Raw genomic sequence first — 15,407 nt, 5'->3', positions numbered from 1 at the left:
CCCCCGCGGTCGATAGGCTGGTGGGGTGACCTTCCGACCGGCTCCCGCCCCGCCGTCCTCTCCCGCCCCGGAGACCTCCCCCGCGCCCGCCCGGCGCGGGGTCTTCGTCGTGTTCGAGGGCGGGGACGGCGCCGGGAAGTCCACGCAGGCCCGCCTGCTCGCCGACGCCCTGCGCGCGGAGGGCCACGACGTCGTGCGCACCCGGGAACCGGGCGGCACCCCGCTGGGCGAGCGGGTGCGCGCCCTGGTCCTGGACCCGGCGCACGGCCCGGTGGACGCCCGCACCGAGGCCCTGCTGTTTGCGGCCGCCCGCGCCGCCCACGTCGAGCAGCTCATCCGTCCTGCCCTCGCGGCCGGGCGCACCGTGGTCTGCGACCGCTACGCCGACTCCTCCGCCGCCTACCAGGGCGCCGGGCGCGGGCTCGGGGTCGACCGCGTCGCGGAGCTCAACGCCTGGGCCACCACCGGCCTCCTGCCCGACCTCACCGTGCTGCTCGACGTCCCCGCGACCACGGGCCGCACCCGCCGCGAGGCCCGCGACGGCGACGCCGGCGACCGCCTGGAGCTCGAGCCCGACGCCTTCCACGACGCCACCCGCGAGGCCTTCCTCGAGCTGGCCGCACGGGCCCCGGGCCGCTACCTGGTGCTCGACGCGACCCGGCCGGCCGCCGAGCTCGCGGCCGCCGTCCGGAGCGGCCTGGCCGCGCTCCCCCGGGCCGCCGCGGAGGTGGCCTCGTGAGCGTGTGGGACCAGCTCCTGGGCCAGGAGGCCGTGGTCGCGCAGCTGCGCCGCGCCGCCCGGGAGGACCGGCCCACCCACGCGTGGCTGTTCACCGGCCCGCCCGGCTCCGGCCGGTCCAACGCGGCCCTGGCCTTCGCGGCGGCGCTGCTGTGCGAGCAGCAGGAGCCCGCCGACCGCGGCTGCGGGCACTGCCACGCGTGCCGCACGGTGCTGGCCAGCTCGCACGCCGATCTCACCCACTTCGTCACGGAGAACCCGCAGATCACCATCGACGAGGCCCGGGAGCTCGTGGTCCGCGCCCAGGACCGGCCGTCGGTGGGCCGCTGGCGCGTGATGGTGATCGAGGACGCCGACCGGATGGTGGAGCGCACCTCCAACGTCATGCTCAAGGCCATCGAGGAGCCCCCGCCGAACACGATCTGGCTGCTGTGCGCCCCCAGCCCCATGGACGTGCTCGTGACCATCCGCTCCCGCTGCCGGCCGGCCACGCTGAAGGTCCCGGCGGTGGAGGACGTCGCGGAGCTGCTCATCCGCCGGCACGGGGTGCCCCGGCAGCGGGCGCAGGAGAGCGCCCGGCTCGCCCAGTCCCACGTCGGGATCGCCAAGCGGCTCGCCCTCTACGACGACGCCCGGACGCGGCGGCAGGAGGTCGTGTCCATGCCCCTGAAGCTCTCCGGGGTGCCTGACGCCGTGCGCGCCGCGGACCGGCTGCACAAGATCGCGGTCGAGGAGTCCCAGGCGGACGCCGAGGCACGCAACGAGTCGGAGCGCAAGCAGCTGCTCGTGGCGCTCGGGGCCCCTGAGTCGGGCCGGGTGCCGCCGGCCATCCGCGGCGCGCTGAACCGGCTCGAGGCGGACCAGAAGCGGCGCTCCCGGCGGATCCAGACCGACACCCTCGACCGCTTCCTCATCGACCTCACCACCTTCTACCGGGACGTCCTGACCCTGCAGCTGCGCACGGGCTCCGGTCTGGTCAACGAGCACCTGGCCCAGCAGCTGCGGGACCACGCCTCCAACGCCACCCCCGAGCAGACCCTGCAGCGCATCGACGTGATCAGCCGGACCCGCGACCGGATCCGCACCAACGTCAGCGCGCAGCTCGCGTTCGAGGCGATGGCCGTCTCCCTGCTGTGACCCCGCCCGACTCCCGCGCCCCGAGGAGCCCCATGATCCGCCGTGCCTCCCGACCACGCCGTGCGCCCCTGCCCGCCGCGGCCGCGCTGACGGCGGCCGGCCTGCTCCTGGGCGGGTGCTCCTCCCTCGGCGCCTCCGGCACGGACGAGCCGTCCGGGGGCGCGAGCGGCGCCGTGGTGGAGGGCGCGCCCGCGGAGCTCGAGCGGTTCTACACCCAGACGGTGGACTGGGGCGCGTGCGAGTTCGAGATCGAGACGAACGGCGCGGAGGACGACCTCCGGTGCGCCGCCGTGGAGGTGCCCCTGGACTACGACGACCCGTCCGGGGAGACCACCACCGTGGTGATGTCCCGCCTCCCGGCCGAGGGACAGGCCCGCGGCAGCCTCCTGATCAACCCGGGCGGCCCCGGCGCCTCCGGGGTGGACGCGACGGCCTTCGCCGAGTACACGGTCACGGACGAGGTGCGGCAGGCCTACGACGTCGTGGGCTTCGACCCGCGGGGCGTGGGCCGCTCCGCGGGGATCGAGTGCCTCGACGACGCCGAGCTGGACGCGTGGCGCGCCGAGCCGATGTTCGACCCGCGCTCGGACCCCGCCGACGAGATCCGCGAGGAGTACGAGCGGCTCGGGACGCAGTGCGTGCAGAACTCCGGGGACCTGGTCGCCGAGATGGACACCGCCAGCGCCGCCCGGGACATGGACGTCCTGCGGGCGGTCCTGGGCGACGAGCGGACCACGTACCTGGGCTTCTCCTACGGCACCCACCTGGGCGCCGTGTACGCCGACCTGTTCCCCGACCGGGTGGGCCGGCTCGTGCTCGACGGCGGCGTGGACCCGACCCTCAGCGACCAGGAGGCCACCGCGGACCAGGCGGAGGGCTTCGAGGAGAACCTGCGGCACTGGGTGCAGGTGTGCCAGGCCGAGATCCGCGGCTGCGCGGTCGGCGGGTCGAGCCCGGACGCGGCGACGGCGCGGATCCAGGAGCTCATCGCCTCGGTCGAGGAGGGCACCGTCACCGCCGGGGACGGGCGCCGGGTCACCGCCACGAACGTGGTGGAGGGCATCCTGACCCCGCTGTACACCACCACGTCCTACCCGCAGCTCAACGAGGCCCTGGGGGCCGCCTTCGACGGGGACTTCTCCCCGCTGCTGGCGCTGTCCGACGCCACCCACGGGCGCGACGCCCAGGGCCGGTACGCGAACAACACCACGATGGCCTTCACCGCGGTCAACTGCCTCGACCGGTCCGCCGGGACGGTCACCGACGAGCAGATGGCCCGGCACCAGGAGCGGCTCGAACAGGTCGCGCCGACCTTCGGCCCCTACCTCGGCTACGGCGAGGCCGCGTGCCAGGGCTGGCCGGTGGAGCCCGCGGCCGCACCCGCTCCGGTCGACGCCGCCGGCGCCGACCCGATCCTCGTCGTGGGCACCACGCACGACCCCGCGACCCCCTACCACTGGTCCGAGGCCCTCGCGGAGCAGCTGGAGAGCGCCCGCCTGCTGAGCTACGACAGCTACGGGCACACGGCCTACACCTCGGGCGACGAGTGCGTGCAGGACGCCGTGGACGCCTACCTGCTCGAGGGCGAGCTGCCCGAGGAGGGGACCACGTGCTCCTGACCCCGCCCACGACGACCCACCGGAGGATCCCGTGACCGACCCGCTCCCCCGCCCCGTCCTGCTGCGCGCCGGCGACCTGCCCGTCACCCGCGCCGGTGGGCGCACGGTGCGCCGCATCGCCGCCGGCCCGGCCGGCGCCTGGGAGCTGTCGCTGCTCGACCTCGAGCGCCCCGGCACCCTGCCCGCCGCTGCCGGGGCGGAGCGCGTGCTCACCGTCGTCGACGGCGAGCTGCTCGTGCTCGGCGCCGGTGGGCGGGAGCAGGCGCTGGAACGGCACCGGCCCTCCCGGGGCCCCGCCGACGAGCCCGTCGACGCCGCGCTGCCCACCGGCCCGGTCCGCGCGCTCGAGGTCCTGGCCGCGCGCGAGGCGGTCCGGGCGCACGTGGTGGTCCTGGAGCTGTCCAAGAAGCGCCCGCACCCGGTCTTCGAGGACCAGCTGGCGGTCCTGCTCTCCGGCCGTGCCGTGCTCACGGCCGGCGGGCCCACGGAGGGGATCACCGAGGAGATCGGGGTCCACGACACCGTGCGCGGCGCCGAGCCGGACGGTCCCGAGCTCACCGGCCGGGGCTTCCTGGCAGTCGTGTCCCTGGACCCGCCGGCGCGGGACTGAGCGGGCCGCGGCGGCCTCCAGCACAGGTCCGCCCGGCCGCGCCCGGCACTCACCCCGGCCTCGGCACCGGCCGGCAGGACGACCGGCCCCAGCATCCCGGAGGCGAGCGTCAGCCCCGTGAACAGCACGCGCCGCGAGGTCCGCCAGGAGCCGTGGAGGGGACCGTGCCGGGACGGATCAGCGGCGGAGGGCCGCGGGCGCCCGGAGGAGGCCGGGCAGGTCCCGGACGGAGTCCACCACCACGTGCGCACCGGCCGCGCGCAGGGCGTCGGCGGGGTGGGCGCCGGTGCGGACCCCGACGACGGCGGCGGACCCGGCGCGCCGGCCGGCCTGCATGTCCGCCGCCGTGTCCCCGACGACCATGACGCGGCGGACGTCGCCGAGGTCCAGGGCCAGCACCGCGGTGAGGACCATGTCCGGCCAGGGCCTCCCGCGCCCCGCGTCCGAGGGGCACAGGCTGAGGTCGGCGAGGCCCGTCCAGCCCAGCTGCTCCAGCAGCGTGTTCATGCTGTGCCGGTTGTGGCCGGTGGCCAGGCACACCCGCAGCCCGGCCGCGCGCAGCTGCGCGACCGCCTGCTCCGCGCCCTCCACCGGGCACACGCCCTCGGCGGCCAGGAGGTCGTCGAGGTGGCGCTCGAAGTCCCGCACGGCCCGCCGGGCCCGGTCTGGCTCGGCGGCGAAGAGCTGCTCGAGCGCCCCGGCGCGCGACTGCCCCGGGCTGCCGCGGAGATGGTCGAGCATCTGCCGGAACCGTGCGGAGCCCGGGTCCACGCCCAGCCCGGCCGCTGTCCGCTCGAAGGCCCGCTCCACGATGCCGTTGTCGTGGAAGAGGGTCCCGGACATGTCCAGGAACGCCAGGTCGAGGTCCTGCGCCGTCTCGCCCACCGGGGCCCTCCCGTCCCGGGAGGGCCCCAGCGGCCCGCCCCGTCGTCGTGTCCGTCCATGGTGCGCTCCCGGCCCCGGACCCGGAAGGCGTGGCGGCCGAAGGGCGGGTGAACACCCGGGGAACGCCGGCACCGTGCCGGCACCACGCCGGGACGGCCGGGATTGCGGACGCCGGGACGCTCTCTGCTACAGTTTCACCTGCACTGATCCCGTCCCGGACGGCGACGTGCAGGCCTCCTTAGCTCAGTCGGTAGAGCGTTTCACTCGTAATGAAAAGGTCGTCGGTTCGATTCCGACAGGAGGCTCCCCCGCAGAAGGCTCCGGACCCACCAGGGTCCGGAGCCTTCGTCGTCCCCGTGCCCGGGACTTGCCGGTGGCTCGGACCTGCCAGTGGTTCGGCGCGTCAGTCCTGCCGCTGCAGCGCCTCGAGCGTGTCGGCGCCGGCGGCCCCGGGGCCGGCCAGCGGCAGGAGGACCGTGAAGACCGTGCCCTCCCCCAGCACGCTCTCGCAGCGGATGCTCCCCCCGTGGCGCTCGACGATCTCCCGGGCGACCGCCAGCCCCAGACCCAGCCCGGGGATGGCGCTCATCCGGGCGTTGGTGCTGCGGAAGAAGCGGCCGAAGACATCCTCGGCGTCCTGCGGCCGCATGCCCATGCCGCGGTCGGCCACGCGGAGCTGCACGGTGCGCCCGGCGGGGGTGACGCTCACCGTGACGGGCCCGCCGGACGGCGAGTACTTGATCGCGTTCGAGAGCAGGTTGTCCAGCACCTGGCCGATGCGCACGGGGTCGCACTCCAGCACGAGGCGCCGCGGTGCCTCGACATGCAGGTCCACCCCGCCGGCGGCGGCCTTCGGGCCGGCGGCGGCGACGGACTGCTCGACCACCTGCACGAGGTCGGCGGGCACGAGCTGCGGCTCGAGCGCCGAGCTCGCCGTGCCCAGCAGGTCCTCCACCAGGACCAGCAGCTGGTCGGCGTTGCGCTCGATGACCTCCAGGCCGGAGCGGACGTGCCCGGGCAGCCCCTCGTCCATGGCCAGCAGCTCGGTGTAGCCCCGGATGGAGGTCAGCGGCGTGCGCAGCTCGTGCGAGACCCCGGCCAGGAAGTCGTCCTTGGCCTGCAGCGCGGCGACGAGCTCCGTGACGTCGTTGAAGGACAGGACAGAGCCCTCCGGGCGCCCGTCGTCGTCGCGCATGACCCGCGCCGAGACGGAGAGCACCCGCTGGACGGGGGCGCGGCCGGCCCAGACCAGGACGTCCGAGAACGACTCACCGCGCACCGCCCGGGCCGCCGCGCGCTGCTCCGCGGGCAGGGGCGTCCCCTCCGCGTCCGCGTAGATGAGCAGGTCGGCCTCGGTGCCGTCGGACATGCCCTCGGGCAGCGAGAGCTCGTGGATCCGGCGCTGGCGCCGGTTCATCAGGACGTCGTGGCCGTCCTCGTCGACGGCGAGCACCCCCACGTCCACCGTGTCCATGACGGTCTGCAGCAGCCGCTCCCGGCGGGCGGTCACGTCCAGCAGGCGGCGCAGCTGCGCGTCCTTGGCCGTCAGCTCGGCGTTCTGCCGCTCCATGCTGTTCGAGAGCACCTGGACCGTGATCCCGATGCCCAGGAGCATGAACGGGATGAGCAGCGGGGCCGTGACCATCTGCAGCGTCAGCGGCCGCGGCGGGACGAGCAGCGGGACCCAGACCATCGCCAGGGACAGCAGGAAGCCGATCGGGGCGGCGGCCCGGGGCAGCCGCCCCGAGGCGGCGAGCCAGATGACCGGGAACGCGGCCATGATGCCCACCCCGGTCACCCAGGTCAGGGTGGCCTCCCGGAGGAGGGTCAGGGGCACGAAGTCCAGGACGGGGACGGCCAGGAAGGCCCCGTCGGGCAGCCGGTCCCAGGGCGCCAGCACGCACAGGGCGGTCAGCACCAGGGTCAGCGCCGTCGCCAGGAGGAGCTGCAGGTCCCCGCGCAGGGGTTCGTGCGCCACCCAGACGCCCAGGACGAGCACCACCGTCGTGACGCTGAACGGCAGCTGGCTCAGCAGCACCCGCCGGCGCATCGACAGTTCGTGGAAGCTGAGCCGGTCGAGGGACAGGACGGTGAGCATGCGGTCCACGGGAAGCACTTCCGACGGGGGTGAGCCGTCCCCGGAGGGTCGGGATGACATTCGCAAAGATTAGCGGCTTAATAGGTGCATGACCCCCTCCCCCCAGGGCCGTCGTGCCGTCGTCATCGAGGATCACGACGACATCCGCAACCTGCTCGCCCAGACCATCGGCATGCGCGGCTTCGCCGTGACCACGGCCGCGACCGGCCTCGAGGGGCTTGAGGCCGTCCGCCGCGACGGCGCCGACCTCATCACCCTCGACCTCAACCTGCCCGACCTCGACGGCATGGAGGTGTGCCGGCGGGTCCGGGAGTTCTCGGACGCCTACCTCCTGATGGTCACCGCCCGCCCCGGCGAGATCGACCGGCTCGAGGGCCTGGAGCTCGGGGCGGACGACTACATCAGCAAGCCCTTCAGCCCGCGTGAGCTGCAGGCGCGGATCGAGGCGATGTTCCGCCGCCCGCGCGCCCGGGCGGAGCAGGCCGACGCGGAGGAGCTGCGCCGCGCCGCGGAGGTCCAGCGCAGCCTCCTGCCCTCGACCGCCCCGGTCGTGGCCGGCTACGACGTGGCCGGCGCCTGCCGGCCCTCCCGCAGCGTGGGCGGGGACTTCTTCGACTGGTACGCCACCGAGGGCGGACTGCAGATCTCCCTGGCCGACGCCATGGGCAAGGGCATGGGCGCCGCGCTCATCGCCGCCACGGTCCGGGCGGTGCTGCGCTCGGCCGCCGGCCAGCCGGACATGGAGCGGGCCTTCCGGGACACCTGCCGCCAGCTCGAGAACGACCTCGACCACTCCGGGTCCTTCGTCACGCTCTTCCACGCCCGGCTGGACACGGCCCGCGGGGTGGTCGACTACGTCGACGCCGGCCACGGCCTGGGCCTGCACATGCACGCGGACGGCGTCGTCCGGCTCCGCCCGGGCGGCCCGCCCGTCGGCGCGGTGCCCGGCACGAGCTGGACGCCCGGCCGGTTCGCGCTCGCGCCCGGCGACGCGCTCGTGGTGGTCAGCGACGGCCTGCTCGACGCCTACGAGGACGTGGACGAGGCCGTGCGCGCCGTGGCCGCGGCCACCTCCCGCGGCGCGGACGCCCGGGCCGTCTGCGCGGCCGTGCTCGACCTCGCCCGCGGCGGCGCCCCGGACGCGGACGTGCCCGGCGACGACGTGACCGCGGTGGTGCTCCGCCGGCTCCCGGACCCGCGAGGTGGAGCATGAACCGCTTCCTCGTCCGGCTGCTGGTCGTCCTGACCCTCCTGCTGGGCGTCAACTACATCGCCTGGCGCTGGCTCGAGTCGCTGAACTGGGCCGCGTGGTGGATCGCCGTGCCCCTCGTGCTCGCCGAGACGTACAGCCTCATCGACGTCTCGCTGTTCGGGCTGACCGTGTGGCGCCTCCGGCGCCGGGGGGAGGCCGGCGCCCCGCCCGCGGGCGCCACGGTGGACGTCTTCATCACCACCTACGACGAGCCGCTCGACCTCGTGATGGGCACCGCCCTGGCCGCGAAGGCGATCCGGCACCCGCACAGCACGTGGATCCTCGACGACGGCGCCAGGCCCGAGCTGGAGGCCCTCGCCGCCGAGCACGGGCTGGGCTACCTGACGCGCAGCGCGGACTGGGCCGACCGGCCGCGCCACGCCAAGGCCGGCAACCTCAACAACGCCCTGATGCTCACCCAGGGCGAGTTCCTGCTGATCCTCGACGCCGACCAGGTGCCGGACCCGCGGATCCTCGACCGGACCCTGGGCTGGTTCAACGACCGCAAGGTGGCGCTCGTCCAGACCCCGCAGTGGTTCGTCAACGTCCCCGAGCACGATCCCCTGGGCAGCCAGGCCCCGCTGTTCTACGGACCCATCCAGCAGGGCAAGGACGGCTGGAACGCGGCCTTCTTCTGCGGCTCCAACGCGCTCCTGCGCCGCGAGGCGCTCATGCAGCTCGGCCTGTCCGGCTACGTCCGGGAGGTCGAGCAGGACGTCAAGGAGGCCCTGGTCCGCACCCGGGCCGCCCTGCGCCGGGCCCGGAAGTCCCCCGAGGCCGCGAACCCGGTGGTCGCCGGCATGCTCGACGACGTCGAGGCCGCCACCGAGCGGGCCCGCGCCGAGCTCCGGGCCGGGGCGCCGCTGACCGAGCTGACCTACCGGCTGCAGCGGGCCGTGGACGCCGCCGCCCGGCGGACCGTCACCCAGGACTTCTCCCAGATCGAGGCGGACCTCGCCTCGATCGCCGCCCTGGAGCTGCCGCCCGAGGACGGCATGGTGTGGCCGGACGAGCTCTCCTCCGCCGTGGACCGGATGTCCCGCCGCGACCTCTCCCCGCTGGCGTCGGTGGAGCCGGTCCGGGAGGTGCTCGAGGCCGTGTCCGTGGAGCGGCCCGGGGAGGCCCAGCCGCTGATGCCGCTGGCCACGATCTCGGTCACCGAGGACATGGCCACCTCCATGCGCCTGCACGGGCTGGGCTGGCGCAGCGTCTACCACCACGAGATCCTCGCCCACGGCCTGGCCCCCGAGGACCTGAAGACCATGCTCACCCAGCGCCTGCGCTGGGCGCAGGGCACGGTGCAGGTCCTGCTCCGCGAGAACCCCCTGGTGCAGCGCCGGCTCGGGTGGGGGCAGCGGCTGATGTACTTCGCCACGATGTGGAGCTACCTCAGCGGGTTCGCGGCCGTCGTCTACTTCGCTGCGCCCATCGTCTACCTGGTGCTGGGCATCCTGCCCGTCAGCAGCCTCAGCTGGGACTTCTTCGTCCGGTTCATCCCCTTCATGGTGGTGAACCAGCTGCTGTTCCTCGTGGTGGGACGGGGCATCCCCACGTGGCGCGGCCAGCAGTACAGCCTGGCGCTGTTCCCGATCTGGATCCGGGCGTGCACCACCGCCGCGCGCAACGTGTGGTTCGGCCGGCCGCTCGGCTTCGCCGTCACGCCCAAGGTCCGGCAGGACTCCGGCCCCGCCTGGCACCTGATCCGCCCGCAGCTGGTGGTGATGGGCCTGCTCGCCGCGGCCCTGGTGATCGGCACGCTGCGCCTGGCGCTGGGGCTGAACGAGCCGGTAGGGACCCTGGTCAACGTGGCCTGGGTCGCCTTCGACCTGGTGGTGCTGAGCGTGCTCGTCACCGCCGCGAGATACACGGGCTTCGACCCGGAGGAGAGGAAAGCCGATGCAGTTCACGGTTGAGCAGAAGCCGAGGTTCGCCCACATCACGGGCACCGGACGGCTGAACATGGTGGGAGCGCCGAAGCTGCGGGAGGTCGTGGCGCAGGTCGTGGACGGGGGCAGCAACCACGTGGTGGTCGACCTCGGCGGCACGGAGTTCATGGACTCCTCCGGTCTGGGCGCCCTCATCGGGTGCCTCAAGCTGGCCCGCCAGGCCGGCGGCGACCTGCGGATCGCGAACGTCCAGCCCCAGGTGCGCATGGTCCTCGAGCTCACCAGCATGCACCGTGTCCTGACCCCCTACGACACCGCTGACGCGGCCTTCGCCGATGACTGAGGCCACGTCCCGCCGCTCCCGGCGCGGTCCGGCCACCGCCGAGACGGTCGACGCCCTGCACGAGGACTTCGACGCCCTGTGGGAGGCCGCCGAGTTCGTGCCCGAGGCGGACCGGATGGCCTTCACGCTGGCGGTCATGGAGGCGGCCGGCAACGTGGTGGTGCACGCGGTGCCCGCCGCGGAGGCGCCGATCCAGCTCGAGGTGGACCTCGTCGCGGCACCGCACCGGCTGGAGGCGATGATCTACGAGATCGGCGCCGCCCCGGCCGAGGTGGACCTCGGCCGGGCCATGGCCGAGGAGCACCTCGAGTCCGGCCGGGGACTGGCCCTGATCCAGGCCCTCGTGAGCCGCGTGGTGTTCGAGCGCCGCGGGGACACGAACGTCTGGGAGCTCTCCCGGGAGTGCGGCCCGGAGGCCCCGTAGGCCCCGTCGTCCCCCTATTTGCGTATGTGAACTGTCTGCCGCGATCCCTAGAATGGGGAGCAGAACGGGACGTCAGGGGGGACATCCGGTGTCATCTGCAGCACGCATTCGGGGAGCCGAACAGGGATCCCGCCGCGGGGGGAACCGCCCGCAGGAGGCGCATCGCGCAGCGCAGGAGGCGTCGTCATGATCGCGGCCATCATCCCCGCCCACGACGAGGCGGCCCGCGTCGGACACGCGGTCACCTCGCTCCACCGCCAGACCCGCCCGCCGGAGCGGATCCTCGTGATGTCGGACGAGTCCACGGACGCCACCGTGGACGTCGCGCTGCGCGCCGGCGCCGAGGTCCTGCTCACCGTCGACAACCTGCACCACCGCGCCGGAGCCCTGAACCAGGCCCTGAGCACGGTGCGGATGGAGGCCGGCGACCTCGTCCTGCTGCTCGACCCGGACACCGAGCTGCCGGCGGGGTTCCTGGCCCGCGCGCTCACCGCCCTGCAGGACCGGAACGTGGGCGCCGTCTCCGCCCGGGCCTCCGCCGGGGGCGGCGCCGCGGCCCTGGTCCGCTGGTGCGCGCTCGAGGACGTCCACCGGTCCTTCGGCCGCTACTGCGACGAGGGGCCGGTGACCGGGCACGCCCGGCTGGCCCTGGACCTGGAGGCCGTCGGGTGGCGCCTGGCCGCGCCGCTGGAGGCCGAACAGGACGTGCCCATGAGCGACCCGGTCGGGGCGCTCCACCGCACCCTGGCGCAGCCGGTGGCGGCCTGACCCACCGGGGGCCCGCGGCGGCGCCCGGGACCGGTCCTCAGGACCGGGCGGCGCGTCCCACGACCACGGCCGCCGCGCCGGCGAGGACCGTGGTGGTCAGGCACCCGATCGGGATGGGCAGGCAGCATCCACCCACCGAGACGTTCGTGCCCCGCCGGGTGCGGGTCGAGTAGCTGGGGAACGGCAGCATCCGCAGGCTCGAACGGCGCCCGCCGCGCCCGTACGGGCCCCCGCGGTAGCCGGGGAGGTCGTAGCCGGGGCCGAAGCGGCCGGGCCCCCGGTGCCCGGGGCGGCCCAGCGGGGAGCGGGACCAGCGGGAGTCGAAGTCGTCGTCGGCCGCGCGGTAGTCGAACCCTGGAGCAGTCATGTCCTCCATCAAACCATCAGCAGGCTGTTGAGTCCATCCCCCGCGGGTCCGCCGGCCGGCTCACCCGCGCTCGAGGAGCTCCCGGGCACGCTCCACGTGCCCGCGCACCGCCTCGGCCCGGCGCACCACCGCGTCCAGCCGGTGGGCCGCGCTCTCGTCGTCGGTGCGCATGAACCGCGCCATGGTCAGCGCCTCGGCGGCCTGGGCCATGGCGTTGCCGGCCCGGGAGAGCTCACGGTGGACGTCGTTGAGGTAGCCGCCGGTCGAGGCGGGGATGTCGTGGCTGGTGCTGGGCGCCGTGCGCTGGGCGGCGGCGCAGATCGCCCGCACCTCCGGCAGCAGGTCGGCCAGCGCGTTCGCGGTGGGCACCACGGACTGCGCGAGCGCCTTGTCGGGGAGGGTCTCGAGGATCTGGTGGAAGCGGTCCAGACCTCGGCGGAACCGGTCGTGGGCGCGGCGCCACACGCCCAGTCCCAGCTCGGCCTCGTCACGGCGAGCGGCGCGGTAGTCGCGCAGGAATGCCACGGGCGGTCCTTTCGGGAGGAGACAGTCCATCCTACGGCGATCGGGGACGCCCCCCGCGCCGGTGGCGGCCGGGACGGACCCCGGCCCCGGAGCACGGGGCTCCGGGGCCGGGGCGGGGCGGTCTCAGCAGCAGCGTCCCTGGGGGTTGTCGTCCTGCCACGTGTGGTAGTCGCGCCAGAACTGCGCCTCGGTCATCGGCGGGTGCTCGCACCCGGTCGAGGCGTGGTACTTCAGGTAGTGCTCGTACTTGTCGCCGGTGAGGGCGGCCCGGCCCGCGCGGCCGATCCCGTCCGCGAGCCGGCGCAGGCCGTGGCGCAGCTCGCGCCGCAGGGCGGAGGTGTCAGCCATGGCTGCGCCTCCGCGGCTGCGGGTGCGCGCGGTGGTACTCGGCCCACTGCCGCTCGAGCTCCTTCTCCGGGGCCGAGGCGATCAGGCCGGAGGGGGCGTAGATCGCCGCCGGCCGGTAGGGGTCCTCGGTGTTGTGCCGGGACGGGTGGTCCGGGTCGTCGCGGTGGGCGAAGGCCTGCGCGGTGCGCACGAGCGCGGTGACGATGACGATCACCGCGAGCACCACGAACAGGATGGACAGCGAGCCCTGGATGAACGTGTTGCGGATGACCGCGTCGATGGCCTCCGGGGTCTTCGCCGTCCCGAAGGTCTCGGCGCCGGAGGCCTTGGCCGCGCGGAACGCGTTGTGCTGGGCCCAGTAGCCGACCGCCGGCACGGAGGAGAAGATCTTCAGGATCGACCCGTAGACCGTGATGACGGTGACGAACGCCAGCGGCAGCGCGATGATCCACAGGTACCGGAAGGACCCGCGCTTGGCCGCGATGGTCAGGCACACGGCGAAGGCGATCGCCGCGAGCAGCTGGTTGGCGATGCCGAACAGCGGGAACAGGGTGTTGATGCCGCCCAGCGGGTCGGTCACGCCCATGTAGAGGATCGCGCCCCAGCCGGCCACCATGATCGCGGTGGTCAGCCAGGCGCCGGGCCGCCACGAGGTGTCCCGGAACCGGGGCAGCACGTTGCCCAGGGAGTCGGAGAGCATGAACCGGGCCACCCGGGTGCCGGCGTCCACGGCGGTGAGGATGAACAGCGCCTCGAACATGATCGCGAAGTGGTACCAGAAGCTCATCATCCCGGCGCCGCCGAACAGCTGGGCCAGGATGTTGGCCAGGCCCACGGCCAGGGTCGGGGCGCCGCCGGTGCGGGAGACCACCGACTCCTCCCCCACGGCCTGGGCCGTGGACTCGAGCATGGCGGGGTCCACGTTCACGCCGGTGAGCCCGAGCGAGTTCACGAACGCGGCCGCGCCCTCCACGGTGCCCTGCGTGACGGCGGCCGAGGAGTTCATGGCGAAGTACAGCCCGCGGTCGATGGTCACCGCCGCCACGAGGGCCATGATCGCCACGAAGGACTCCATGAGCATGCCGCCGTAGCCGATGAAGCGGGCCTGGCGCTCCTTCTCGAGCAGCTTCGGGGTGGTGCCGGAGGAGATCAGCGCGTGGAACCCGGAGAGGGCTCCGCAGGCGATCGTGACGAACAGGAACGGGAACAGCGAGCCGGGGAACACCGGGCCGTCCGAGCGGGACGCGAAGACGTCCACGGCGGGGGCGGTGACCTCGGGGCGGACGACGACGATGGCGATCGCCAGCAGCCCGATCACGCCGATCTTCATGAAGGTGGAGAGGTAGTCGCGGGGCGCGAGCAGCAGCCACACCGGCAGGATCGCGGCCACGAAGCCGTAGATGATGATGCCCCAGGCGATGGTGGTGCGCTCCAGGGTGAAGGCCTCGGCCCACGCGGGGTTCTCCGCCACCCAGCCGCCGGCGACGATCGCGAGCATCAGCAGCGCGAACCCGATCACGGAGACCTCCATGACCTTGCCCGGGCGCAGGTAGCGCAGGTACACGCCCATGAACAGGGCGATCGGGATGGTCATGGCCACGGAGAACACGCCCCACGGGGACTCCCCGAGGGCGTTGACGACCACGAGGGCGAGGATCGCGGTGATGATGATCATGATGGCGAGGGTGGCCACGATCGCGGCCGTGCCGCCGACCACGCCCAGGTCCTCGCGGGCCATCTGGCCGAGCGAGCGGCCCCCGCGGCGCATGGAGAAGAACAGCACCAGGTAGTCCTGGACCGCGCCGGCGAGGATCACGCCCACGATGATCCAGATGGTCCCGGGGAGGTAGCCCATCTGCGCGGCCAGGACGGGGCCCACCAGGGGGCCGGCGCCGGCGATGGCCGCGAAGTGGTGCCCGTAGAGCACGCGGCGGTCGGTGGGCATGAAGTCCTTGCCGTTCGCCTTGTACTCGGCGGGGGTGGCCCGGGTGTCGTCCGGGCGGACCAGCTTGTCCTCGATGAACTTCGAGTAGAAGCGGTAGGCGATCAGATAGGTGGCCACGGCCGCGAAGACGAACCAGATGGCGTTGACGGCCTCGCCGCGGGCGATCGCGAGCATGAACCAGCCCAGGGCCCCCACGAGGGCGATCGCGACCCACAGGGCGATCTTCGCGGGGGTCCAGCGGTGGTTCTCCTGGTCGAGGACCGCGGGGTCGAGGGCGACCGGCGGCCGCTCCTCGGTGACGGCAGGGGCGCCCCCGGCGGCGCCCGGCGGCACGGTGCCCTCGGGCCGCCCGGGGGGCTGGTGGGAAGAGCTCATGGCAGGTCTCCAGACGTGAGAAGGGAAGCTGTGCGCCTCCTGGGAAAACAGGTCCGATTCTAGGTCCCCGGTGATCCCTGACACAGC

General features: G+C 74.1%; 15 protein-coding genes and 1 tRNA gene. 10 read left to right on the top strand and 6 right to left on the bottom strand.

Annotation, left to right across the window (positions count from 1 at the left end; genetic code table 11):
- Positions 1-25: 25 nt before the first annotated feature.
- The 4 genes from tmk to GMA12_RS13045 are packed head-to-tail and all read left to right on the top strand — an operon-like array spanning position 26 to position 4,104.
- Positions 26-739: a dTMP kinase gene (tmk, locus tag GMA12_RS13060; protein ID WP_162459819.1), complete on the top strand. Its 714-nt coding sequence runs from the start codon at positions 26-28 to the stop codon at positions 737-739.
- Positions 736-1,875 carry a DNA polymerase III subunit delta' gene (locus GMA12_RS13055; RefSeq protein ID WP_162459818.1) on the top strand — a complete coding sequence of 380 codons (1,140 nt, stop codon included), beginning with the start codon at positions 736-738 and terminating at the stop codon, positions 1,873-1,875. Before tmk ends, GMA12_RS13055 begins: the two co-directional genes overlap by 4 nt.
- A gap of 32 nt (positions 1,876-1,907) precedes the next feature.
- Positions 1,908-3,494, top strand: a complete 1,587-nt coding sequence (locus GMA12_RS13050; RefSeq protein WP_156269912.1) for an alpha/beta hydrolase — start codon at positions 1,908-1,910, stop codon at positions 3,492-3,494.
- A gap of 31 nt (positions 3,495-3,525) precedes the next feature.
- The gene (locus GMA12_RS13045; protein ID WP_156269911.1) at positions 3,526-4,104 is read left to right on the top strand and encodes a HutD family protein; all 579 of its coding nucleotides are present in this window, start codon (positions 3,526-3,528) and stop codon (positions 4,102-4,104) included.
- Positions 4,105-4,281: 177 nt separating this feature from the next.
- Here the strand turns inward: GMA12_RS13045 and GMA12_RS13040 are convergent, their stop codons facing one another.
- Entirely contained in the window at positions 4,282-4,989 is a 708-nt protein-coding gene (locus GMA12_RS13040; RefSeq protein ID WP_370831538.1) for an HAD-IA family hydrolase, read from the bottom strand.
- Positions 4,990-5,221: 232 nt separating this feature from the next.
- Between GMA12_RS13040 and GMA12_RS13035 the strand changes: the two genes are divergently transcribed.
- Positions 5,222-5,294, top strand: a tRNA-Thr gene (locus tag GMA12_RS13035).
- A 98-nt stretch (positions 5,295-5,392) separates the two neighbouring features.
- On the opposite strand, the gene GMA12_RS13030 is transcribed toward GMA12_RS13035, so the two are convergent.
- Complete coding sequence (locus tag GMA12_RS13030; RefSeq protein WP_156269950.1) at positions 5,393-7,087, bottom strand: sensor histidine kinase; 1,695 nt, start codon at positions 7,085-7,087, stop codon at positions 5,393-5,395.
- Positions 7,088-7,175: 88 nt separating this feature from the next.
- Between GMA12_RS13030 and GMA12_RS13025 the strand changes: the two genes are divergently transcribed.
- From GMA12_RS13025 to GMA12_RS13005, 5 genes are all read left to right on the top strand, one after another.
- Positions 7,176-8,300, top strand: coding sequence for a PP2C family protein-serine/threonine phosphatase (locus tag GMA12_RS13025; protein ID WP_156269910.1), 1,125 nt, complete (start codon positions 7,176-7,178; stop codon positions 8,298-8,300).
- Entirely contained in the window at positions 8,297-10,252 is a 1,956-nt protein-coding gene (locus GMA12_RS13020) for a glycosyltransferase family 2 protein (RefSeq protein WP_156269909.1), read from the top strand. The genes GMA12_RS13025 and GMA12_RS13020 overlap by 4 nt, the downstream gene beginning before the upstream one ends.
- Positions 10,236-10,568, top strand: a complete 333-nt coding sequence (locus GMA12_RS13015) for an STAS domain-containing protein (RefSeq protein ID WP_156269908.1) — start codon at positions 10,236-10,238, stop codon at positions 10,566-10,568. The genes GMA12_RS13020 and GMA12_RS13015 overlap by 17 nt, the downstream gene beginning before the upstream one ends.
- The gene (locus GMA12_RS13010; protein ID WP_156269907.1) at positions 10,561-10,992 is read left to right on the top strand and encodes an ATP-binding protein; all 432 of its coding nucleotides are present in this window, start codon (positions 10,561-10,563) and stop codon (positions 10,990-10,992) included. The genes GMA12_RS13015 and GMA12_RS13010 overlap by 8 nt, the downstream gene beginning before the upstream one ends.
- A 186-nt stretch (positions 10,993-11,178) precedes the next feature.
- Entirely contained in the window at positions 11,179-11,760 is a 582-nt protein-coding gene (locus GMA12_RS13005) for a glycosyltransferase (RefSeq protein WP_156269906.1), read from the top strand.
- 37 nt (positions 11,761-11,797) lie between these two features.
- Here the strand turns inward: GMA12_RS13005 and GMA12_RS13000 are convergent, their stop codons facing one another.
- From GMA12_RS13000 to GMA12_RS12985, 4 genes are all read right to left on the bottom strand, one after another.
- On the bottom strand, positions 11,798-12,127 hold the full coding sequence (locus tag GMA12_RS13000) for a hypothetical protein (RefSeq protein WP_156269905.1): 330 nt from the start codon (positions 12,125-12,127) through the stop codon (positions 11,798-11,800).
- Between the two features lie 60 nt (positions 12,128-12,187).
- Positions 12,188-12,652, bottom strand: coding sequence for a hypothetical protein (locus tag GMA12_RS12995; protein WP_162459817.1), 465 nt, complete (start codon positions 12,650-12,652; stop codon positions 12,188-12,190).
- A 123-nt stretch (positions 12,653-12,775) separates the two neighbouring features.
- Positions 12,776-13,000: a CstA-like transporter-associated (seleno)protein gene (locus GMA12_RS12990; RefSeq protein ID WP_156269903.1), complete on the bottom strand. Its 225-nt coding sequence runs from the start codon at positions 12,998-13,000 to the stop codon at positions 12,776-12,778.
- Complete coding sequence (locus GMA12_RS12985; RefSeq protein WP_156269902.1) at positions 12,993-15,320, bottom strand: carbon starvation CstA family protein; 2,328 nt, start codon at positions 15,318-15,320, stop codon at positions 12,993-12,995. Before GMA12_RS12985 ends, GMA12_RS12990 begins: the two co-directional genes overlap by 8 nt.
- Positions 15,321-15,407 lie beyond the last annotated feature (87 nt).

This window comes from Kocuria sediminis (genome assembly GCF_009735315.1).
Taxonomy (GTDB): domain Bacteria; phylum Actinomycetota; class Actinomycetes; order Actinomycetales; family Micrococcaceae; genus Kocuria; species Kocuria turfanensis.
The sequence above is the reverse complement of the archived record's forward strand: the minus strand, read 5'-3'. Positions and strand labels throughout refer to the sequence as shown.